This window comes from Streptosporangium sp. 'caverna' (genome assembly GCF_003203775.1).
Lineage (GTDB): Bacteria > Actinomycetota > Actinomycetes > Streptosporangiales > Streptosporangiaceae > Streptosporangium > Streptosporangium subroseum.
Genome location: NZ_CP029711.1, coordinates 2,639,662 through 2,659,749, shown reverse-complemented (window position 1 = coordinate 2,659,749; position 20,088 = coordinate 2,639,662). Strand labels below are relative to the sequence as shown.

Sequence of the window (20,088 nt, the reverse complement as noted above, 5' to 3'; positions counted from 1 at the left end):
CAGGGAGCCCTCAGAGAGCGGCCACGGTCCCACGGACAGCCAGAAGAGCGGCCAACCGCTCAGGAGCCGCTCAGGGCGCCCCACGGGGTCAGGCAGACCCGCTCAGGGCACCCACGGGTCAGGCAGGCCCGCTCAGGGAGGGTCGGTCAGGCAGACCCGCTCAGGGAGGTCACGGCTACGACTGGGCGCCTCGGAGAGCGCCACGGTCGTGACCGGGCCGCTCAGGGCGCCACGGGGTCAGGCAAGATCGCTCAAGGAGCGCCGGGGGGCAGAAGGCCGCTCAGGGCACTCACGGGTCAGGCAGGCCGCTCAGGGAACGCAACGGTCACACCTGGACGCTCAGACGTCCTCGGTGGTGAAGTGCTTGACGCTGCTCCACTTGAGCCACTCTTTCCAGTTCTCCTGCCAGTGGCCCCAGCCGTTCGTGGGCTCCAGCGGGCGGGGCGAGCCGGTGATGATGATCGGGTCCCCGATCAGGGTGTTGTCGATGAACCACTTGGCGTTGTCGGGGCTGACGTTGACGCAGCCGTGGCTCACGTTGGAGTAGCCCTGGGAACCGACCGACCAGGGGGCGCTGTGGATGTACTCACCGCTGTTGGAGATGCGGACGGTGTTGTAGACGGTCATCTGGTAGTAGCCGGCCGAGCCGGGCCCGATGCCGGGGGAGGTCATGACGGTGACCGGCTCACGGGACATGGCCAGGTGGATGCCGCTGGTCGTGTGGTACTTCCAGACGCCGCCCTGGCCCGCGCTCATGGGCATCCGGCGGACCGTCTTGCCGTCGCGCTTCACGGTGAGCTGGTGGGAGTTGGTGCTGCCCCGGGTGATCTGGGAGCGGCCGACCTTGAACTCGATCTCCTGGTTCCGCTTGCCGTACAGGCCCGGGCCACCGCGCACTCCCGCGAGGCGGGCCTCGACCCGGACCTTGGTGCGGGCCGGCCAGAAGTGCTTCGGGCGGAAGTGCACGGTCTTGTTGTCGAACCAGTGCCACGCCCCGAGGACCGGCTTGGACGTGTGGATGAACAGATTCCGCTCGACGGAGACGCGGTCGGTGACGTCCTTGTCGAAAGCGATCATCACCGGCATGCCGACACCGACGGTCAGGCCGGTCGTGTCCTTGCTCGGCATGAGGCTCTCGATCGCGAGGGTCTCCTTCCCCTTCACCGTGGAGAAGGAGGTGGTCTTCCGGGTGACCGCGCCCGCCGCGTTCACCGCCGTCACGGTGACCTCGTAGGAGGCTCCTGGAGCCGCTGTGCCGCGGCTGCGCCACTGGGTGTGGTCGGCGCTCAGAACGCCCTGCAGAGAGCCCTGTGTGCCCTTGACGGCCTTCACGGTGACCTCTTTCAGGGTCCCGCCGTCCGCGGCGACCAGGATGGGCGTGTCCGTCGGCACGTCGCGCGTCCTGTCGAGGGGGGTCACGGCCACGGCGGCGTTGGCGTGTTGCGGAACGCCCCCGGCATCGTCGTTCTTGACGGCGGTGGTCGACGAACATGAGGTCGCCAGCACCAGGACCAGCAATCCCGCCCCCTGGATCGAACCACGGATCGCGTGCCCCACTTGAACTCCCCTGTCCCGGACTGATCTGCTCATCCTGTTATTACCCGGAGTAAGCGATTGACCACATAAGACATCCGGCCAGAGGTGCTAATAAACGCCAAAAAACGGACCATGGAAGTTTTCCATGGTCCGTTCTTCGGTGAAGCTCGTGGGGATCAGTGCGAGAAGTGACCCCTGTAGTACTCGAAGACGAATCCGATCATGCTCATGATGATCGCGAAAACGCCGATCAGGAACATCCACCAGCCGATGACGATGCCGACCGCGCTGAGCGCGACCGCCAGGCAGACGAAGAGCGGCCACCAGCTGTGCGGGCTGAAGAAGCCGAGCTCCCCCGCGCCGTCGCTGATCTCGCCCTGCTTGTCGTCCTCAGGCTGCTCGCCGATGCGGCGAGCGGTGTACATCAGGTAGTACCCGATCATGAACGCGAAGCCCACCGAGATGGCCATCGCCGTCGTGCCGACCGGCTCTTTGGACCAGTACCAGTAGACGACGTCCACGGCGGCGAAGAAGACCCCGCAGAGGATGAACAACCAGCCCTGGACCTTCATCGGGTCTCCTCCAGCTCACGTTTGGCCGAGACGTGGGGGTACTTGAGGTCGAACGCCGGGCGCTCGGACCGGATCTGCGGAAGCGAGGTGAAGTTGTGCCTCGGGGGCGGGCAGGAGGTTGCCCACTCCAGTGAGTTGCCGAAGCCCCACGGGTCGTCCACGGTGACCTTCGGAGCGTTCTTGTAGGTGTGCCAGACGTTGTACAGGAACGGCAACGTGGAGGCGCCCAGCAGGAACGCACCGACCGAGGAGATCATGTTGAGGTCGGTGAAGCCGTCGAGCGGGCTGTAGTTCGCGTACCGCCGCGGGAAGCCCTCCGCGCCCAGCCAGTGCTGGACCAGGAAGGTGGTGTGGAAGCCGACGAACAGCGTCCAGAAGTGCACCTTGCCCAGGCGGTCGTTCAGCATCTTGCCGGTGAACTTGGGCCACCAGAAGTAGAAGCCGGAGAACATCGCGAACACCACGGTGCCGAAGACCACGTAGTGGAAGTGGGCCACCACGAAGTAGGAGTCGGACACCTGGAAGTCCAGCGGCGGCGAGGCCAGGATGACGCCGGTCAGACCACCGAACAGGAAGGTGATCAGGAATCCGATGGCGAACAGCATCGGCGTCTCGAACGACAGGTGTCCCCGCCACATGGTGCCGACCCAGTTGAAGAACTTCACGCCGGTCGGAACCGCGATCAGGAACGTCATGAAGGAGAAGAACGGCAGCAGCACCTGTCCGGTCGCGAACATGTGGTGCGCCCACACCGTGATCGACAGACCCGCGATGGTGATGGTCGCGCCGACCAGGCCGATGTAACCGAACAGCGGCTTGCGGCTGAAGACCGGCAGGACTTCGGTGATGATTCCGAAGAACGGCAGCGCGATGATGTAGACCTCGGGATGGCCGAAGAACCAGAACAGGTGCTGCCAGAGCAGCGCGCCGCCGGTGTTCGAGTCGAATATGTGCGTGCCGAGCTTGCGGTCGGCCTCCAGCGCGAGCAGCGCGGCGGCCAGCACCGGGAAGGCCATCAGCACCAGGATCGCGGTGAGCAGGACGTTCCAGGTGAAGAGCGGCAGCCGGAACATGGTCATGCCGGGGGCGCGCATGCAGATGATCGTGGTGATGAAGTTGACCGCGCCGAGGATCGTGCCCAGACCGCTGATGGTCAGGCCGACGAACCACAGGTCACCGCCGATACCGGGCGAGGTGATCGCGTTCGACAGCGGGGTGTACGCCGTCCAGCCGAAGCTGGCCGCGCCGCCCGGGGTAAGGAAACCCGACAGGGCGATGAGGCTGCCGAAGGTGAAGAGCCAGTAGCTGACCATGTTCAGACGCGGGAAGGCCACGTCCGGGGCGCCGATCTGCAGCGGCATGAGCTCGTTGGCGAAACCCGCGAACAGCGGCGTCGCGAACATGAGCAGCATGATCGTGCCGTGCATGGTGAACAGCTGGTTGAACTGCTCGTTGCTCGTGATCTGCAGGCCCGGCTGCGCCAGCTCCGCTCGCATGATCAGCGCCATGACGCCGCCGATCAGGAAGAAGATGAACGAGGTGATCAGGTAGAGATGTCCAATGATCTTGTGATCGGTGGACGACGCCCACTTCGCGATGACGGAACCCTTGCGGGTCGTCACCGGCACGAAGGCGACAGGTTCGTTAAGTGCGGTCATTGGGCACCCGCCTGGCTAGCGATGTACTGGTCATACTCGGCCGGTGTGACGAGCTTCACCGAGAAGAGCATCCGGCTGTGGTCCACACCGCAGAGCTCGGCGCAGCGGCCGGCGAAGACGCCGGGCTTGTTCAACGTCTCGATCTCGAACTTGTTGGTCACGCCCGGGATCACGTCACGCTTGAAGAGGAAGGCCGGCACCCAGAAGGAGTGGATGACGTCCGGCGAGTTGAGGTCGAACTCGACCTTCTTGCCCATCGGGAGCACCAGCTGCGGTCCCTGTGTGTAGTCGGCGACGGGCGTGCCGACCACCTGGGCCGTCTTGCCGGCGTACTCGCTCGTGAAGCGCCAGCTCCACTGGAAGCCCTCAACCTTGACCTTCACGTCGGGAGTGCCGGAGACCACGTTGACGTAGTCCTGGTCCCGCGCGGTGAAGAAGAAGAAAACGCCGACCATGATGATCGGCACCACCGTGTAGAGAATCTCGATCGGCAGGTTGTACCGCACCTGAGGCGGCAGCTCCTCCTTCGAGTGCTTCTTCTTGCGGTGGAAGGCAACGGACCAGAGGATCAGGCCCCACACGACCACACCGGTGGCGAGAGCGGCGATCCAGGATCCGTTCCACAGACTCTGGACGGTCTCGGCCTGCTTGGTGACGCCGACGGGCATACCGCCACGGGACCACTCATCGAGAGTATCGGCACTGCACGCCGTTGCGGACACCATCAGCAGCGCCAGAGCGGCAGCGCGTGGCACCCGGCGGCGGGCCAACGGACGCCGTGCAGAACGGCGGGTCGGACTCACGGATCGCCTACCCCACAGAGGAAGCCCAGGAGTCACTCCTGGGCGGTCGTTTATTCGTATTCACGGCTTGTAGTTCACAGCTTTACGCTGGGGGACACATTAGCGCGGACTAGGCCCGCCCCCCCGCGCAGCCCCCGCTTGCACCACGCGTGGTGCGACGATTGGAAGGTGGCGTACTTCGACGCGGCCTCCACGGAGCCGCTGCACCCTCAGGCGCGCGAGGCTCTGATCGCGGCGCTCGACGTCGGCTGGGCCGACCCCGCAAGGCTGTACGGCCCCGCCCGCCGGGCAAGAATGTTACTCGAACAGGCCAGGACAGAGGTCGCGGAAGCGCTCGGAGCCCGCCCCGACGAGGTCGCGTTCACCTCGTCCGGCACGCAGGCGATCCATCTCGGCGTGCTCGGCACCCTGCACGGGCGGCGCAGGGCCGGCCGCCGCCTGGTGACCTCGGCGGTGGAGCACTCCAGCGTGCTGCACGCCGCCGGGATCCACGAACGCGACGGCGGTTCGGTCGAGACGGTCGGCGTCGGCCTCACCGGCGCGGTGGACCTGGCCGCCTTCCGGAAGGCGGTCCTCGCGGAGGGTACGGCCCTGGCCTGTCTCCAGAGCGCCAACCACGAGGTCGGGACGGTTCAGCCGATCGCCGAGGCCGCGGCGGTGTGCGCCGAGGCGGGAGTGCCCCTGCTGGTGGACGCCGCGCAGACCGCGGGCCGGATGCCGTCGCCTGGCGGCTGGTCGGTGCTGACCGCGAGCGCGCACAAGTGGGGCGGCCCGGCCGGGGTCGGCGTGCTGGTGATCCGCAAGGGCACCCGGTGGCGCACCCCGCTCCCCGAGGACGACCGCGAGCACCGCCGCGTACCCGGTTTCGAGAACGTGCCGGCGATCGTCGCGGCGGCCGCCGCGCTACGTGCCACGGTGGCCGAGTCGGGCACGGAGTCGGCCAGGCTCTCGGCGCTCGTGAACCGGATCAGAACCGAGGTGCCCCGGCTGGTCCCCGATGTCGAGGTCATCGGCGATCCCGTCGCGCGCGCGCCACATATCGTCACCTTTTCGTGTCTTTACGTAGAGGGCGAGGCGTTGCTGACCGAACTCGACAAAGCTGGATTCGCCGTATCGTCCGGCAGTTCGTGCACGGCGAGTACGCTTCGTCCGTCACATGTTTTGGAGGCCATGGGCGTGCTCACGCACGGGAACGTGCGGGTGTCGCTGCCCCGGGGCACCTCCGCGACGGAGGTCGACCGCTTCCTCTCCGTCCTGCCTGAGATGGTGAGAAGGATTCGCGAGGACGCGGGAGTAAAACCATGATCAATATTCGGGGAGTGAAGACTTCATGACGTCCGGCCAGGCCACCCCGGAGGGATCCGCACAGCCCCCGGCGCTGACCATCGACGCGCTGGGCAAGAAGTGCCCGATCCCCATCATCATGCTCGCCGCGCAGATCAACGACGTCCCGCGCAACGGGATCGTCGCGGTCCTCGCCGACGACCCCGCCGCCTTCAGCGACATCCCGGCCTGGTGCCGGTTGAAGTCGCACCACCACGTGGGCAGCTACGAGCTTCCCCAGCGCGGCTGGGCGATCCACGTGCGGCGTAACTACTGATCCTTCCGCCGTACGGCGTCGCGGCGAGCGGCCGGGCCCGGGCGAGGAGCGTGTCGTACGGCCGGGCCGGGTGGCGGCGGTGGGCCCCCACCCGGCCTGGCCGTACGTGCCGATAAGAAGGCTCAGGCGTGGTGGCACTTCACGAACTGGGCCACCTCGTCGGCGGCGGCGGCGCCGTAGGCGTCGGCGAAGCGGTCCAGGAAGACCTTCTGGCCGAGCTCGTACTCCTGGCCGCCGACGCACTCCAGCACGTGGGTGGCCGTGAGGTTGCCGGCCTGGCCGCAGCGCTCCAGGGGCAGACCCCAGCCCAGGGCCGCCAGGAAGCCGGCGCGGAAGGCGTCGCCCACGCCCGTGGGGTCGGCCTTGCCGAGCTCGGGGGCCGGGGGGACGTGCAGGGACGGCTCGCCCTTGCGGTCGATCACGACGCCCTTGGGGCCGAGCGTGGTGACGCGGACGCCGACCCTGTCGAGGATCTCCTCGTCGGACCAGCCGGTCTTCTGCTCGATCATGCCCTTTTCGTAGTCGTTGCTGAAGAGGTAGGCGGCACCGTCGACCAGCAGGCGGATGTGCTCGCCGGGCATCCGCGCGAGCTGCTGCGAGGGGTCGGCGGCGAAGGGGATGCCACGCTGGCGGGCCTCTTCGGTGTGCCGGAGCATCGCGTCGGGGTCGTTGGGGCTGATGAGCACCAGGTCGAGACCGCCGAGCCGCTGGGCGATCGGGCCGAGCTCGATCTGCCGGGCCTCGGCCATAGCACCGGTGTAGAACGACGCGATCTGGTTGTGATCCTCGTCGGTGGTGCAGAGGAACCGGGCGGTGTGATGGAGCTCGGAGACGTATACCGAGTCGCAGTCGACACCGTGTCGTTCGAGCCAGGACCGGTAGTCGGCGAAGTCCGTGCCGACCGCTCCGATCAGGATGGGCGTGAGTCCCAGGCAGCCCATGCCGAAGGCGATGTTGGCCGCGCAGCCGCCACGGCGGATCTGCAGTTCGTCCACAAGGAAGGAAAGGGATACCCGGTCGAGCTGCTCGGCGATGAGCTGGTCGCCGAAGCGCCCGGGAAAAGTCATCAGATGATCGGTCGCGATGGAGCCGGTGACGGCGATGCGCACGGGGTTCTTCTCCTCGTTGTCTGCATCTCAAGGAACGGTAGGTGTGAAACCACGCAAGAATACGGGACCGGACAGGCACACGAAGGCCCCGCGGGGTGACTGATGTCACCCCGCGGGGCCTTCGTGTTGTCGCCTAGTTGAACGAGTCGCCGCAGGCGCAGGAACCACCGGCGTTCGGGTTGTCAATGGTGAAGCCCTGCTTCTCGATCGTGTCGACGAAGTCGACCGTGGCACCCGCGAGGTACGGGGCGCTCATCCGGTCGGTGACGACGCTCACGCCGCCGAAGTCCGAGACGACGTCGCCGTCCATCGAACGGTCGTCAAAGAAGAGCTGGTAACGCAGGCCGGAACAGCCACCGGGCTGCACGGCCACGCGCAGCTGAAGGCCTTCCTCGCCCTGCTGCTCCAGCAGGCTCTTGACCTTGGCTGCGGCTGCGGAACTAAGGATCAGACCCTGCGCCGCGCCGGTCTCGGTGCTGGTCTCGCTGCTCTCAACCGACATGTGTTGACTCCCGCGTCTGCGTCAACCGCCCGGCTGGAGCGGTTGTCTGTTAATGACGTCCTACTTAGAAGCTACCAACACCGGCCGCCTGCTACACATTCCAGAGACCTCCCTCACACCCTTCCCCCCAGGCTCCCCCCGGGAATAAAGCGCCCGGGGACGTGTGTCATCATTAGTCGTCAGTTCGACGATAAGGGGGTGTGGTCGTGACGACCACCGATACCGGACTTCCGCTCTTCGTCCTCGGCAGGGAGACCGACCCGCACAGCGAACGCGGTGTCGACTGCCCGGGCGAGTTGCCGTCCGCCTCCGACCCGGCGCTCGTGGAGCGCGCGCGGCGGGCCAAGGCGGCGCTGGGCGAGCGGGTCTTCGTGCTGGGGCACCACTACCAGCGCGACGAGGTCATCCAGTTCGCCGACGTGACCGGCGACTCCTTCAAACTCGCCAGGGAGGCCGCGGCCCGGCCGGACGCCGAGTACATCGTCTTCTGCGGCGTGCACTTCATGGCCGAGTCGGCCGACATCCTCACGGGCGACTCCCAGAAGGTCGTCCTGCCCGACCTCGCAGCCGGGTGTTCGATGGCCGACATGGCCACGTTCAACCAGGTCGAGGAGTGCTGGGAGGCACTGGAGGACGCGGGGATCGCCGAGATCACGGTTCCGGTCACCTACATGAACTCCAGCGCCGACATCAAGGCGTTCTGCGGGCGCAACGGCGGCGCCGTGTGCACCTCGTCCAACGCCAAGCGCGCCCTGGAGTGGGCCTTCTCCCGAGGGGAGAAGGTGCTGTTCCTGCCCGACCAGCATCTGGGCCGGAACACCGCGGTGCTGGAGATGGGCCTCTCACTGGACGACTGCGTGGTCTACAACCCGCACCGGCCGAACGGCGGGCTGACCGCCGAGCAGCTCGAGAACGCCAAGATGATCCTCTGGAAGGGGCACTGCTCGGTGCACGGCCGCTTCACCGCCGAGTGCGTGGACGGCGTCCGCGAGCGGATTCCCGGCGTCAACGTGCTGGTCCACCCCGAGTGCACGCACGAGGTCGTCACCAAGGCCGACTACGTCGGCTCGACCGAATACATCATCAAGAAGCTCGAAGAGGCTCCGGCCGGGTCCTCCTGGGCGGTGGGCACCGAGCTGAACCTGGTCAAGCGGCTGGGAACGATGTTCCCCGACAAGAACGTGACGTTCCTCGACCGGACCGTCTGCTACTGCTCGACGATGAACCGGATCGACCTGCCGCACCTGGTGTGGGCGCTGGAGTCCCTCGCGGCCGGCCAGGTCGTCAACCAGATCACCGTGGACGAGGACACCGCCCACTGGGCCAAGGTCGCCCTGGACCGGATGCTCGCCCTTCCCTGATATCCGGGATGTCCGGTGTTTCCGGCACCACGTGACGGGCCCCGGCGGGCAGCTGCCCGCCGGGGCCCGTCACGTACACGGGGCCTCGTACACGGGGCCTCGTACACGGGGACCTGTCACCTGCGCGGGGCCGGCTGCGTACCCCAAAACCGGCATGTACGCGGGTCTGGCCCTGCCAAGGACTACTTGAGCTCGTAGCTCACCAGTACGTCGACCGAGATGTTCTGCTGGCCGGGACTGATCGAGCTCTTCTCCGCGAACATGGCGCCGGCCATGGCCGGCGGGTTCCGGACGACGTTCTCCTCATTGATCGTCAAGGCGCGGCCCAGTGCGCGGCCGGCCAGCTTGGCGTACTGCCCGGCTCGGGCCCTGGCGTCCTTGAAGGCGGCGTCGCGCGCCGCCTCGAGCGCCGCCCGGGTGTCGGACACCTCGAAGGAGAGGCCGTTCAGCCGGACGTCCTCACCCACCGCGGCCACCGCGTCGACCACCCGGTCCGCGGACTCGATGTTGCGCACCACGGCCTCGACGCCCTGCGCCGCACGGTAACCGGCGACCTTGGGGTAGGTCTCGTACTCGGGGCCGAGGGAGAGCTGGTTGGTCCGCAGGTCCTTGACCCCGATCCCGGCCTTGATCAGCACCTGGGTCAGCGTGGCGGCCACCTTGCGGGCCTCGGTGAAGGCCGCCCCCGCGGTGGGACGACGGACCTCAACCCCGGCGTTCAGCCGCATGACATCGGGAGTGGCGGCATAAATTCCCTCTCCCCGGACCGTGACCTGCGGCTTCGCGCAACAGGACGTCGGCTCTTCGGGGACCGCCCTCGTCGTCTCGGGATCGGCGAACGCGGTCCCGCCGAACAGCCCCAGGGACCCCATGGAGGCGAGCAGGGTCACGGCCGCCGCGTGAGATAGCTTCATGAGTTCATCGCATCACGGGGCGACAGCCGTGTCGGGGAGTCGCCGACGTGCCCTGTCATGTTTTGAACATCGGGCCGGGACCTGCCGTGAAATATCCCCCGGGCCCCACCTCGAACACCGGCCCAGGGGCCCTGCCCCGGGTACCGGGCCGGGGCAGGGCCCTGACCTGAACCTCCGGCCCGGGCCCGGCTGGAGCCTAGGGCGTCCGACCCGGGCCCCGGCCGGAGTGTCAGATCCCGCTGTGCTCCCTCCACCAGCCGAACAGCCCGGTGTCCCCCTCGACGGCGTAGTCGTCGGCGCTGCGCCGCCCCCACACCACCTGCATCAGGTCGGCCGAGGTGGCGGTGCGGACGGTCACCGTTCCCGGCTGGAGGGATCTCCGGTGGTGAAAACGATCGGGATCGACGGTGATCACCCACCCGGCGCCGGTGTCGGCCTGCAGGGAGATCGTCTCGCCCGCCCCCCTGAGCTCGGCCACACCGGGGTTCCACCGCACGTACGGCAGGACGTCGAGAAACTCCTCGACCCCGTCGGCCGCCACGTCCTCGTCGATCAGGACCGGGACGCCCAGCGCGAGCTCGGCGTCGACCCGGTGCACCACGGTCTCGTGAAGCTGGCGCCGCGACCAGAACCGCACCTGCCTGTCCGCGCTCCACGACCACATCGGCGCCTGCGGATCCTGCGACAGCAGCGCCTCGGACAGCACCTTCGCCCCCTCTCCCAGCCAGGCGGCGTAGCCACTCGGATCGGTGGGAAGGCCCATGTCCATCCCGTCGCGGTCGTAGCGCCGCTCGGACAGGTCGCGCACCATGGCGGCCACCCATCGGTGCAGACCGCCCGTGTGGGCGGTGAGCTCGGCCAAATTCCAGCCGGGACAGGTCCGTACCGGAGTGGACATGTCACCGTCCCGCAGGACGTCCGCCATCCGGACGATCTCCACCCCGGCGGCCTGGACGTGCTCGGCGTGGCTCCAGTCCCTCATCTCAGCTCCCTCGTGTGTAGCGCATGAACTGCCTGTCGTACTCCGCCGGCTCGGCGCTGGTGGCCAGCACCCGCACGACCTTTCCCTGGAAGTCGATCACCACGGCCTCGTAACCGGTGCCCCTCTTCCGCCAGCCGGCGAGGTGCCGGTCGTCGTACCAGCCGATGAGCCGCTTGGTCTCGAACGGGATCCGAGCCTTGGCCTCCCCGTCGGCGGCTGTGGACCAGATGCAGATCTCCTGTTCGGTCCCCTTGCAGTACGTCATGAGCAGCGAGCCCGACGGAGAGACGTCGTCGCCCTCCACGGTGATCGGCGTGCCGACGTCGAGCAAAGTCTGCAGCACGGTGCCCCGCAGGTCATAGAAACGGATGCGCTGGGTCTCGCCGGTGAGCGCCCAGGTGCCGACCGCGCGGCCGTCCCCCCGCCAGAAGTAGCTCCACGTGCCCGCGTCCTTCTCCTTCACGCGGACGACCCTGGCCTGTTTCGTGGCGATGTCGATGATCGCGTAACCGTACTCCCTGCTCTTCTTCCGGTCCTTCCCGACGACCTCGTAGAGGGTCACCAGGCCCTGTTCGCCGTTCGGGGACCACTGCGGCAGGGTCGGGTAGACCGGATCCCTGGCGATCCTGATCCGGCTCGCCGTACCGGACCGCCGGTCGACGACCGAGACGACGGCGTAGCCGCTCTTGTCGTAGCTCCGTCCGGTGGCCAGCGCGTGGCTGCCCGAGGCGTTGACCGTGTACTGGAAATAGTCGTCGTTCTTGGTGAACCGGCTGGTTCCGGGCTCGCGCACGTAGAGGCGTCTGTCCCATTCCAGGCTGTAGGAACTCAGCTGGATCGGGTCGTCGTCGCTCTCGTAGACCGTGATCGAACTGTCGGGCAGCCTGATCGTCCTGCTCGCGCGGGGCGGGCCGGAGACGGCCGGGGTCGGGGTCGGGGTCGGGTCGGCAGACGGTGGGGTGATCACGTCCCGCATGTCGCCGGCCCGGGTGGGGCCGATCACCTCGGGTGCCGTGCCCCTCAGCGCCAGGGTGATCCCCCCGGCCGCCACGAGTGCGACCGCGAGTCCTCCGCCGACCGCGATCCGGAGTCCGCCCCGGCCCTTGGCGGACCCCTCTCCCCGCGCGGAACCGGGCCCCTCTCCCCGCGCGGAGTACGGCGAGGGCCTCCGGGCCGGGTCCGGCGAGGCGGCGGCCGACCCCTCGGCGAGGATGCCGCGGGGTGCGGCGGGCGTCGCCGCACCGGGCGCCCCGCCCGCGTGGCCGAGCAGTCGCAGCAGCGCCTCCCCCGCCGTGGGGCGCCTGCCCTCGTCCTTGTCCAGGCACTGCCCGATCAGGTCCCGCAGGGCCGGATCGGTGATCGCCCGCAGGTCGGGCTCCAGGTTGATGATCCGGTTGAAGATCGCGGGCGGGCTGTCGGTGCCGAACGGCGGCCGCCCGGTGGCCGCGAAGACCATCGTGGCGCCCCAGGCGAACATGTCGGCCGACGGCCCCGCGTCCTCCCCCGCCAGCTGCTCGGGGGTCATGTAGGACGGGGTGCCGATCGTCGTCACGGTCAGCGTGGAGGTCCGGTCGAGCGCCTTGGCGATGCCGAAGTCGATCACCCGGGGGCCGTCGGGGCCGAGCAGCACGTTGGACGGCTTGAAGTCTCGGTGCACGACCCCCGCCTGGTGGATCGCGACCAGTGCGGTGACGGTGCCGACCGCCAGACGGTGCAGGGCCGATCCCTCGCGCGGCCCCTCGGAGGTCACGACGGCTTCCAGCGTCGGGCCTTCGATGTATTCACTGACGATGTACGGCCGTCCCCGGGCGGCCCCGGTGCCGATTACCGCGGCGGTGCAGAAGGGTGCGACCCGCTGGGCCATGCCGACCTCGCGGACGAAACGCTCCGTCGCCTCTCCGTCCTGGGCACGGCCGGGGCGGAGCAGTTTGACCGCGACGCGGGCGCCCGTGGGTGACACACCCAGATAGACCGTTCCCTGGCCGCCCTCGCCGAGCCGCCCGGTGAGCCGATACTCCCGTATCCACTGGGGATCCCCGGTCCGCAAGGGCACGAGGTCCGGCATGGCCACACCTTCCCTTGAGGGCTTTTAGCACCTCATTGTGAAGGCAGAAAATCACGATCTATGCACTAAAAACCCATGCGCCGGCCAGCTGACCGGATCGGGAGGAAAGCGGCGTCCACCAGGCTCACCGGCCGGCGAGCAGCGTGGGGAACCGGTCCGCGGCGCTGCGCCGGAACCTCTACAGGCCCGGAGCACCCCAGAGCGGGAACCAGCGGCCGAGGTCGGGCTCGATCGGAAGCTCCCCGGCGAGCGCACCCCGTATCTCGAGCTCCAGCGTGTTGTCCCTGCGCTGGCCGGACAGCGGCGCGAACGGATAGAAGGTGCCCTGCTTGTAGAGGTAGACCAGGGCGAGCCTGCGGCCGTTCGGGTCGGTGAAGGAGACCAGCGAGCAGAGCAGCGAGGGGCCGAAGTCCGCCGCCTCCAGGGAGGAGTTGACGGCGTGCAGGTCGGTGACCAGGTCGCCGAACTGGTCGGGCGCGCGGCGCACCAGCAGCCACGTGTATCCGTAGGAGTCCTGGGAGATCTCCACCGGCGGCCCGCCCCCGGAGTCCAGCAACTCGGCGATGTCACGCTGCAGCGTGGCGAAGGCTCCGCCCTCGGCCGAACGGAAGCAGACCGCTCCCGACCCGGTGGGTGCGAAGCCGGTCGCGGCCTGCAGGGTCACCGACGCCGACGGCAGCGCGAACAGCGCGTCCAGGTCTGCCTTCGCCGGTTCGGTACGGCCCAGCAGCACATCCCACCAGCTCACGGATCACACTCCCCGTCCGAGTTGAGCGGAGATCTTGGCGAGCTGCTCCAGGCGCCGCTCCAGCGGCGGATGGGTCGCCAGAATCGCGGCCAGACTGGCTTTTCCGGATAGGGCGGGGACGAAGAAGAAGGCGTTGAACGGCTCGGCCTCGCGCAGATCCCTCGTCGGGATGCGGGCCATCTCGCCGCTGATCTTGACCAGCGCGCTGGCCAGGGCCGAGGGCCGCTGGGTGAGCAGCGCTCCGGCGCGGTCGGCGGCCAGCTCGCGGTAGCGCGACAGAGCTCGGGTGAGCAGGAAACTGACCGCGTACACCAGGACCGAGACCAGCAGGATGATCAAACCGATCGGGAGGCCGCCGCTCCTGTCGTCGCGGCTGCGCCCGCCCAGGCCGCTGTAGAGCGCGATCCTGGTCATGAGCCCGGCGACCATGCCGAGGAAGGACGCGATCGTCATCACCGCGACGTCGCGGTGGGCCACATGGGACATCTCATGGGCGAGCACGCCTTCGAGCTCGGGCCCGTCAAGGCGGCGCAGCAGCCCGGTGGTCACGCAGACCACCGAGTTCTTCTGGTTGCGGCCGGTGGCGAAAGCATTCGGAACATCCGAGTCGGCGATCGCCACCCGCGGCTTCGGCATGTCGGCGATGGCGCAGAGCCGATCGATCATGCCGTGCAGCTCAGGGGCCTCCTGCGGTGAGACCACACGTCCGCGCATCGCGAACAGCGCGATGCGGTCGGACATGAAGTACTGGACCAGCAGGATGCCGCCCGCTATGAGCAGCACCGTGATCGACCGCATCCCCAGCGCGATCAGCACGCCCACGAAGACGACATAGAGCAGTCCGAGCAGGAACATGGTCAGAACCATGCGACTGGTCAGGCCCCGGTCCGGGGCAAACCGGGTTTGTGCCATATGTCCAAGCTAGCCGGGAATCAGACCCTCGTTGCCGAGCATCTCCCGCACTTCGTCCATGGAAGCGTCAGACGGAGGCAAAATCAGCTCCGAGGACTCCAGGCTGTCGTCCGGAAGCGCCTTGCCGACGTGGCGGACCTTGTCCAGAAGGGCGTGCAGCTGGACCCGGAACGTCTCCTCGTCCCCGGCCTCGATCGCGGCTTCCAGCCCACTGTCCAGAGCGTTGAGGACCTCGAGATCGTCAGGCCCGATCTCGATCTGCCCTTCTCCCATGATGCGAACGATCACAGCCCCTCCCCCGGCTGGCGCAGCTGCTGCGTCTGGTTCGACTGCGGCTGCTGATTCGGCTGCTGCTGGGGCGGACCCGGCTCGATCGCACTCTTGGGCGCGGAGCCCTGGCCGAGCTCGGCCTTCATCCGCGCGATCTCCAGCTCCACGTCCTGACCGCCGCCCATGCGGTCGAGCTCGGCCTGGATGTCGTCGCCGCGCTGTCCGCTGTAGTCGTCGAGCGCACCGCTGGCCAGCAGTTCGTCGATGGCGCCCGCGCGGGCCTGCATGGAGGCCGTCTTGTCCTCGGCTCGCTGGATCGCCAGACCGACGTCGCCCATCTCCTCGGAGATGCCGGAGAAGGCCTCGTTGATCCGCGTCTGCGCCTCGGCCGCGGTATAGGTCGCCTTGATCGTCTCTTTCCTCGTGCGGAAGGAGTCGACCTTGGCCTGCAGGCGCTGCGAGGCGGTGGTGAGCTTCTCCTCCTCGGCCTGCAGGTTGTCGTGCTGCACGCGGAGGTCGGCGATCTGGGTCTGCAGGCCTCCCCTGCGGGTAAGCGCCTCGCGAGCGAGGTCCTCACGACCGACGCCGAGCGCCTTGCGGCCCTGCTCCTCAAGCTTGCGCGACTGGGCCTCGATCTGATTGATCTGCAACTCCACCCGCTTCCGCGAGGTGGCGACGTCGGCCACGCCCCGGCGCACCTTCTGCAACAACTCCAACTGGCGCTGATAGGAGTAATCCAGGGTTTCGCGCGGATCCTCCATCTTGTCCAACGCGTTGTTCGCCTTGGACCTGAAGATCAACGAAAGTCTCTTCATCACGCTCATGCGCGTCGGCCGTCCCCTTCTTCAAGTGCGCTTCGGGTCACCCCAGCGATTCCAGCCCCCCGTAAAAACGCCGGAACCACCATAGGGTTCACCCTACGCATAACGCGCGGGGGCGTCACTAAGTTGCAGTCCCGGTAGGCTGACGATGTGTTCCGACGTACCCAGACCACCGCGGACGACTCCCCCGCCTCCGATAACGATCCTAAGCCTGCGGGCAAGGGGCGTCCCACACCCAAGCGCCGGGACGCCGAAGGCCGTCGCCGCCAGCCGGTGAACGCCCCCCAGAATCGCAAAGAGGCCTACAAACAGCTCCGCACGCGCCAGGCCGGCGACCGCGTCAAGGCGCGCGAGGGCATGATGCGCGGCGACGAGAAGTATTTCCCCGCACGCGACCGGGGGCCCGCCCGCAAGTTCGCCCGTGACTGGGTCGACTCACGACGCGTCGTCAGCCAGTACTTCCTGCCGTTCTCCCTCGTCATCCTCCTGCTGACCTGGGTTCCCTTCCCGGCGGGTGTCCGCGAGGCCGTCTACGTCGCGGTCATCACGATCGGCTGGCCCGTCATGATGGTCGGCGTGCTGTTCACCTCGGTCTGGGTGTCCTGGAAGGTCAAGAAACTCGTCGCCGAGAAGTTCCCCGACGAGAGCCTCAAGGGTGTCGGCTTCTACGCCGCCATGCGCGCGCTGCAGATCCGCAAGCTGCGCTTCCCGCCCCCCGCCTTCCTGCCCGGCGGCAAGCCCGTCCCGCCGAAGAAGTAGGACGCGGGCAAGCAGGTTTTCCCGGCCCCGCCTCTCCGTGGAGAGGCGGGGTTTTTGCTGTGCGGGACCCGTTCGCGCGAGATTCCCGGGTGCGATTTCTGGCAGTTAGCTGGGAGTTTTCTAACAATTAGCTGTAAGCAGAACTTGTCGCAATAAGAGTTTTATGCAGTATTTGATGCTTTTATCCCATTCGACCGTATGTCGGAGCCGCTGCCGGAGCTGCCGCCGATCATGGCTAGCCGGGGATGTTCCACTCCAGCTCGCCGTCGACCGCCCCAGGCTTCCAGTAGCCGATGAACCCGCCGGTCTCCAGGGCGTTCGCGGTCGCCTTCAGCAGCTCGTAGTACGAGCCGATCCGGATCTCCCCCGGTGTGAAGCTCATCGTGCCCTCGTTGTCGGTGTCCCCCACGTCGCCCACCACCGAGTCGATCACCAGGTGGTTGCCGCTCCCGTCGGCACCGATCGGGATCATTCGCCCGTCCCACGATTCCGATCGCGGATCGTCGCTCCCGTCCTCCCCCTCGGCCTCGCACAGCCCTCGCCAGGTGTCGCGGATACCGCGAACCCCCTGGCTTTCGTTGTCGAGGAAGCCGAACGCCCAGGCGTCCTTCGAGGAGACGGCTCCGTCGTGGCGGAGCAGGGAGGCCCGAAGGTCGTCGGGGAACCGCAGGCCCATCTGCGCCTCCGCGACCGCGATCGTCCGAGCCCTGCCGGGCCCGCCGAGCGTGAGATGGGTCTTGGGGGCGTTGGCCTTCAGCCATGTCTCGATCCGCCGCCACTGCCGATTCACCGCCCGGGTCACCCCTGGGCTGACGGCTCGCACCCTCGGCGCCCGGACCTCCGGCCGGCAGTCCGCGTCCGCAACCGGCTCACGGGCCGGGACCGGCTCATCGCGGACCGGGACCGGGGCCTGCTCCTCGCCGACCGGCATTTTGTCGGAGGGGATCTCCTCCAGCGTCCACACGCTGTCCGGGCCGGCCGGGCCGACGTGCGTGGTGACCAGGCCGTCCGACCCTTCCCCGACGGACTCGACATCGATCAGGCATTGGCCGAACGTGCGTACCAGGCCAACCGTCCCCTCGGCCACCAGGTCATCCGGCCTTCCGATTGCCAAGCTGTCTGGCATTTCGGGACACAAGTCGTTTTCGGACTCGCCCGACCTCCAGTCGGTGCTCCCCACGAAGGCCGCCGACTCCTCGACGGTCTCCATCTCCTTCGAGAAGGCCGTGTTCTCGAGGACCTGCGCGCCGAAGACCAGGAGGCACAGCGCGAGCCCGGCAACACCCCAGAGGAGTGGACGGTTCCGGGTGATCTCACCCAGGGACACTCTCGGCAGAGGGTCCCTGAAGAACCCCTGCAGAGTGAGCCGCCCGGCGGTATAACGTGCAAGGTCGCCGTCGGTGGGAACGCCCAGGATCGGGACCGGAGGCCATGGAGACTCGGATGCGCTCCCGGCCTCCCCCGCCTCGCCCGCCTTGTCCCCGGACGCGTTGTCCCCAGGACCCTCGGACGCGCCTCCAGGAATCGCCGGGCCCTGCCGCACTGGGCTCCGGCGCAGGTGCAGGACCGTCGCGACGATCGCCGCCACCCCGACGACCGCGAGCGCGAACCGTACCCATCGGGAGGTGATCAACTTCAGCACCGGGGCAGAGTATCCCGAAATGAGCTTGTTTCATGATGACCACTAGGGTCAAACACATGGAATTCCGTCACCTTGGCCGAAGCGGTCTCATCGTCAGCGAGATCAGCTACGGCAACTGGATCACCCACGGTTCCCAGGTCGAGGAGGACGCCGCCAAGCAGTGCGTGCAGGCCGCCCTCGACGAGGGAATCACCACCTTCGACACCGCCGATGTCTACGCGGGCACCAGGGCGGAGGAAGTGCTCGGCCGGGCGCTGAAGGGCGTCCGCCGTGAGTCCCTGGAGATTCTCACCAAGGTCTACTGGCCCACCGGCACGGGCCGCAACGACCGCGGACTTTCCCGCAAGCACATCACCGAGTCCATCCACGGCTCGCTGCGGCGCCTGCAGACCGACTACGTCGACCTGTACCAGGCTCACCGCTTCGACAACGAGACGCCGATGGAGGAGACCCTCAAGACCTTCGACGACCTCGTACGGCAGGGCAAGGTCCTCTATGTCGGCGTCAGCGAGTGGAACGCCGACCAGATCTCCCGGGCTCTGAAGATCGCCGATGAGATGGGCTTCGACCGTCTGGTCTCCAACCAGCCGCAGTACTCGATGTTGTGGCGGGTCATTGAGTCCGAGATCGTGCCGCTGAGCGAAAAGGAGGGAGTCAGCCAGATCGTCTTCTCCCCGATCGCCCAGGGTGTGCTCACCGGCAAGTATCTGCCGGGCCAGCCGCCGCCCTCCGGCTCCCGGGCCACCGACCCGTCCGGCAGCAACATGATCGCCAGGCTGTTGAACGACGACGTGCTCGCCCGCGTCCAGGAGTTGAAGCCGATCGCCGCCGACCTCGGCCTGAGCATGGCCCAGCTCGCCGTGGCCTGGGTGTTGCAGAACCCGAACGTGGCCTCCGCCATCGTCGGGGCGACCAGGCCGGAGCAGGTCCATGACAACGTCAAGGCGTCGGGCGTGAAGCTGGACACCGACGTGCTGAAGAAGATCGACGATGTTCTTGGCTCGATCGTCGAGCGGGACCCCGCCAAGACCGTCAGCCCCGAGAAGCGCCCGTAATCGTCACAATAAATAAAACCCCTTGAGTTTTCCCGTTGACGGGGAAACTCAAGGGGTTTTCTCGTTCATTCGGAGCGCAGTGACATCTTCTCGTATTCGACCCGGTCACCTTCAAGCAAGGTGACCTTCTCAACACCGGATTCCAGCAGCTCACGCCAGCTCTCGCCAAGCCAGGACTCGGCATCGGCCTGACTTGGGAACATGTCGGACGGCAAAACTCCCTCAGTTACCTCGCCACCATTTGCGTTTTCATAACGCCAGTGCCAAGTCATGCCATTACGCTCCTTTTACGGGTCTTGCTGGTGCCCCCTCGACGGCTCAACGAACCCTACCTCTCCAAGACGCTCCGAGCGTGGAGCCAAAATCATGCCGCCCACGTCGGTCAGATCGGGCGCCCGTACGCTGAGGCCGTCAACAGCCCCGATCTGAAGACCGGGGCATCCTTGGGAGGGCTCGGTGAAGGTCCTGATCTCCGGTACGGCGGGAGCGGGCGGCTGGCCCCTCCCGGACTGCGGGTGCGCCTCCTGCGCCCGCCTGGTCCACGGCCATCGCCGCCCCACCGCGATCGTCCTGGCCGACTCCGTACGGCTTCCCCTCACCGGCCCGCTCCCCTCCGGCTACCGGGCCACAACCGGTGCCGACGGCCTCACCGTCACCACACCCGACGGTGACCGGATCCTCTACGCGGCCCCGCTCCCAGGCCGGTACGGCGAGCGGACCGAGCCGCGAAGCCCCGCGCTGACGGACAACCGGCAGAAGACGCCGAGCCAGGGGGCGCC

The 20,088-nt window shown here is 67.6% G+C and carries 20 protein-coding genes; 5 read left to right on the top strand and 15 right to left on the bottom strand.

All coding sequences use genetic code 11. The features are described 5' to 3' along the window. Window positions 1-339: 339 nt before the first annotated feature. The 4 genes from DKM19_RS11720 to coxB all read right to left on the bottom strand — a co-directional run bounded on the left by DKM19_RS11720 (window position 340) and on the right by coxB (window position 4,434). Window positions 340-1,557 carry an Ig-like domain-containing protein gene (locus tag DKM19_RS11720; protein ID WP_110695724.1) on the bottom strand — a complete coding sequence of 406 codons (1,218 nt, stop codon included), beginning with the start codon at window positions 1,555-1,557 and terminating at the stop codon, window positions 340-342. A 155-nt stretch (window positions 1,558-1,712) separates the two neighbouring features. Beyond that, window positions 1,713-2,108 (bottom strand): cytochrome c oxidase subunit 4, encoded by a 396-nt coding sequence (locus DKM19_RS11715; RefSeq protein ID WP_110695723.1) that lies wholly within the window; start codon window positions 2,106-2,108, stop codon window positions 1,713-1,715. Then, complete coding sequence (gene ctaD / locus DKM19_RS11710) at window positions 2,105-3,766, bottom strand: cytochrome c oxidase subunit I (protein WP_110695722.1); 1,662 nt, start codon at window positions 3,764-3,766, stop codon at window positions 2,105-2,107. The genes DKM19_RS11715 and ctaD overlap by 4 nt, the downstream gene beginning before the upstream one ends. Beyond that, the gene (coxB, locus tag DKM19_RS11705; protein WP_369988639.1) at window positions 3,763-4,434 is read right to left on the bottom strand and encodes a cytochrome c oxidase subunit II; all 672 of its coding nucleotides are present in this window, start codon (window positions 4,432-4,434) and stop codon (window positions 3,763-3,765) included. Before coxB ends, ctaD begins: the two co-directional genes overlap by 4 nt. A gap of 303 nt (window positions 4,435-4,737) precedes the next feature. On the opposite strand from coxB, the gene DKM19_RS11700 reads away from it, so the two are divergent. Beyond that, complete coding sequence (locus DKM19_RS11700) at window positions 4,738-5,874, top strand: cysteine desulfurase family protein (protein WP_110695720.1); 1,137 nt, start codon at window positions 4,738-4,740, stop codon at window positions 5,872-5,874. 25 nt (window positions 5,875-5,899) lie between these two features. Continuing rightward, a complete protein-coding gene (locus DKM19_RS11695) occupies window positions 5,900-6,169 on the top strand; it encodes a sulfurtransferase TusA family protein (RefSeq protein ID WP_089205074.1) in 270 nt (89 codons plus the stop codon). A gap of 122 nt (window positions 6,170-6,291) precedes the next feature. Here the strand turns inward: DKM19_RS11695 and DKM19_RS11690 are convergent, their stop codons facing one another. Together DKM19_RS11690 and DKM19_RS11685 are read right to left on the bottom strand one after the other, a co-directional pair. Then, window positions 6,292-7,278, bottom strand: coding sequence for a carbohydrate kinase family protein (locus DKM19_RS11690; protein WP_110695719.1), 987 nt, complete (start codon window positions 7,276-7,278; stop codon window positions 6,292-6,294). 133 nt (window positions 7,279-7,411) lie between these two features. Continuing rightward, window positions 7,412-7,780 carry an iron-sulfur cluster assembly accessory protein gene (locus DKM19_RS11685; protein WP_089205076.1) on the bottom strand — a complete coding sequence of 123 codons (369 nt, stop codon included), beginning with the start codon at window positions 7,778-7,780 and terminating at the stop codon, window positions 7,412-7,414. Between the two features lie 206 nt (window positions 7,781-7,986). Here DKM19_RS11685 and nadA point away from each other — a divergent pair, with 206 nt between their 5' ends. Continuing rightward, window positions 7,987-9,141, top strand: coding sequence for a quinolinate synthase NadA (gene nadA / locus DKM19_RS11680; protein ID WP_204358758.1), 1,155 nt, complete (start codon window positions 7,987-7,989; stop codon window positions 9,139-9,141). A gap of 182 nt (window positions 9,142-9,323) precedes the next feature. Here nadA and DKM19_RS11675 read toward each other — a convergent pair whose 3' ends face one another. The 7 genes from DKM19_RS11675 to DKM19_RS11645 form a co-directional block, all read right to left on the bottom strand. Further along, complete coding sequence (locus DKM19_RS11675) at window positions 9,324-10,055, bottom strand: SIMPL domain-containing protein (RefSeq protein ID WP_110695717.1); 732 nt, start codon at window positions 10,053-10,055, stop codon at window positions 9,324-9,326. 229 nt (window positions 10,056-10,284) lie between these two features. Continuing rightward, a complete protein-coding gene (locus DKM19_RS11670; RefSeq protein WP_110695716.1) occupies window positions 10,285-11,037 on the bottom strand; it encodes a maleylpyruvate isomerase family mycothiol-dependent enzyme in 753 nt (250 codons plus the stop codon). A 1-nt stretch (window position 11,038) separates the two neighbouring features. Further along, window positions 11,039-13,102 (bottom strand): serine/threonine-protein kinase, encoded by a 2,064-nt coding sequence (locus DKM19_RS11665; protein ID WP_110695715.1) that lies wholly within the window; start codon window positions 13,100-13,102, stop codon window positions 11,039-11,041. 178 nt (window positions 13,103-13,280) lie between these two features. After that, a complete protein-coding gene (locus DKM19_RS11660) occupies window positions 13,281-13,850 on the bottom strand; it encodes a hypothetical protein (RefSeq protein ID WP_110695714.1) in 570 nt (189 codons plus the stop codon). Between the two features lie 3 nt (window positions 13,851-13,853). Beyond that, window positions 13,854-14,762 carry a zinc metalloprotease HtpX gene (gene htpX / locus DKM19_RS11655; protein ID WP_110695713.1) on the bottom strand — a complete coding sequence of 303 codons (909 nt, stop codon included), beginning with the start codon at window positions 14,760-14,762 and terminating at the stop codon, window positions 13,854-13,856. A 9-nt stretch (window positions 14,763-14,771) separates the two neighbouring features. After that, on the bottom strand, window positions 14,772-15,050 hold the full coding sequence (locus DKM19_RS11650) for a hypothetical protein (protein WP_089205083.1): 279 nt from the start codon (window positions 15,048-15,050) through the stop codon (window positions 14,772-14,774). Further along, a complete protein-coding gene (locus tag DKM19_RS11645) occupies window positions 15,047-15,856 on the bottom strand; it encodes a PspA/IM30 family protein (RefSeq protein ID WP_110695712.1) in 810 nt (269 codons plus the stop codon). The genes DKM19_RS11650 and DKM19_RS11645 overlap by 4 nt, the downstream gene beginning before the upstream one ends. Before the next feature lie 147 nt (window positions 15,857-16,003). Between DKM19_RS11645 and DKM19_RS11640 the strand changes: the two genes are divergently transcribed. Beyond that, window positions 16,004-16,612: a DUF3043 domain-containing protein gene (locus DKM19_RS11640; RefSeq protein ID WP_110695711.1), complete on the top strand. Its 609-nt coding sequence runs from the start codon at window positions 16,004-16,006 to the stop codon at window positions 16,610-16,612. A 235-nt stretch (window positions 16,613-16,847) separates the two neighbouring features. Here the strand turns inward: DKM19_RS11640 and DKM19_RS11635 are convergent, their stop codons facing one another. After that, the gene (locus tag DKM19_RS11635) at window positions 16,848-18,254 is read right to left on the bottom strand and encodes an SMI1/KNR4 family protein (protein WP_110695710.1); all 1,407 of its coding nucleotides are present in this window, start codon (window positions 18,252-18,254) and stop codon (window positions 16,848-16,850) included. A gap of 56 nt (window positions 18,255-18,310) precedes the next feature. Here DKM19_RS11635 and DKM19_RS11630 point away from each other — a divergent pair, with 56 nt between their 5' ends. Next, window positions 18,311-19,309: an aldo/keto reductase family protein gene (locus DKM19_RS11630; protein WP_089205087.1), complete on the top strand. Its 999-nt coding sequence runs from the start codon at window positions 18,311-18,313 to the stop codon at window positions 19,307-19,309. Window positions 19,310-19,374: 65 nt separating this feature from the next. On the opposite strand, the gene DKM19_RS11625 is transcribed toward DKM19_RS11630, so the two are convergent. Further along, window positions 19,375-19,581, bottom strand: a complete 207-nt coding sequence (locus DKM19_RS11625) for a hypothetical protein (RefSeq protein WP_089205088.1) — start codon at window positions 19,579-19,581, stop codon at window positions 19,375-19,377. Between the last annotated feature and the right edge of the window lie 507 nt (window positions 19,582-20,088).

Coding starts and splice junctions, on each gene's coding strand:
- DKM19_RS11670 (WP_110695716.1), bottom strand. CDS start 11,037: ATGAGGGACTGGAGCCACGCCGAGCACGTCCAGGCCGCCGGGGTGGAG.
- ctaD (WP_110695722.1), bottom strand. CDS start 3,766: ATGACCGCACTTAACGAACCTGTCGCCTTCGTGCCGGTGACGACCCGC.
- DKM19_RS11695 (WP_089205074.1), top strand. CDS start 5,900: ATGACGTCCGGCCAGGCCACCCCGGAGGGATCCGCACAGCCCCCGGCG.
- DKM19_RS11675 (WP_110695717.1), bottom strand. CDS start 10,055: ATGAAGCTATCTCACGCGGCGGCCGTGACCCTGCTCGCCTCCATGGGG.
- DKM19_RS11645 (WP_110695712.1), bottom strand. CDS start 15,856: ATGAGCGTGATGAAGAGACTTTCGTTGATCTTCAGGTCCAAGGCGAAC.
- DKM19_RS11665 (WP_110695715.1), bottom strand. CDS start 13,102: ATGCCGGACCTCGTGCCCTTGCGGACCGGGGATCCCCAGTGGATACGG.
- htpX (WP_110695713.1), bottom strand. CDS start 14,762: ATGGCACAAACCCGGTTTGCCCCGGACCGGGGCCTGACCAGTCGCATG.
- DKM19_RS11625 (WP_089205088.1), bottom strand. CDS start 19,581: ATGACTTGGCACTGGCGTTATGAAAACGCAAATGGTGGCGAGGTAACT.
- DKM19_RS11630 (WP_089205087.1), top strand. CDS start 18,311: ATGGAATTCCGTCACCTTGGCCGAAGCGGTCTCATCGTCAGCGAGATC.
- DKM19_RS11715 (WP_110695723.1), bottom strand. CDS start 2,108: ATGAAGGTCCAGGGCTGGTTGTTCATCCTCTGCGGGGTCTTCTTCGCC.
- coxB (WP_369988639.1), bottom strand. CDS start 4,434: ATGCCCGTCGGCGTCACCAAGCAGGCCGAGACCGTCCAGAGTCTGTGG.
- DKM19_RS11685 (WP_089205076.1), bottom strand. CDS start 7,780: ATGTCGGTTGAGAGCAGCGAGACCAGCACCGAGACCGGCGCGGCGCAG.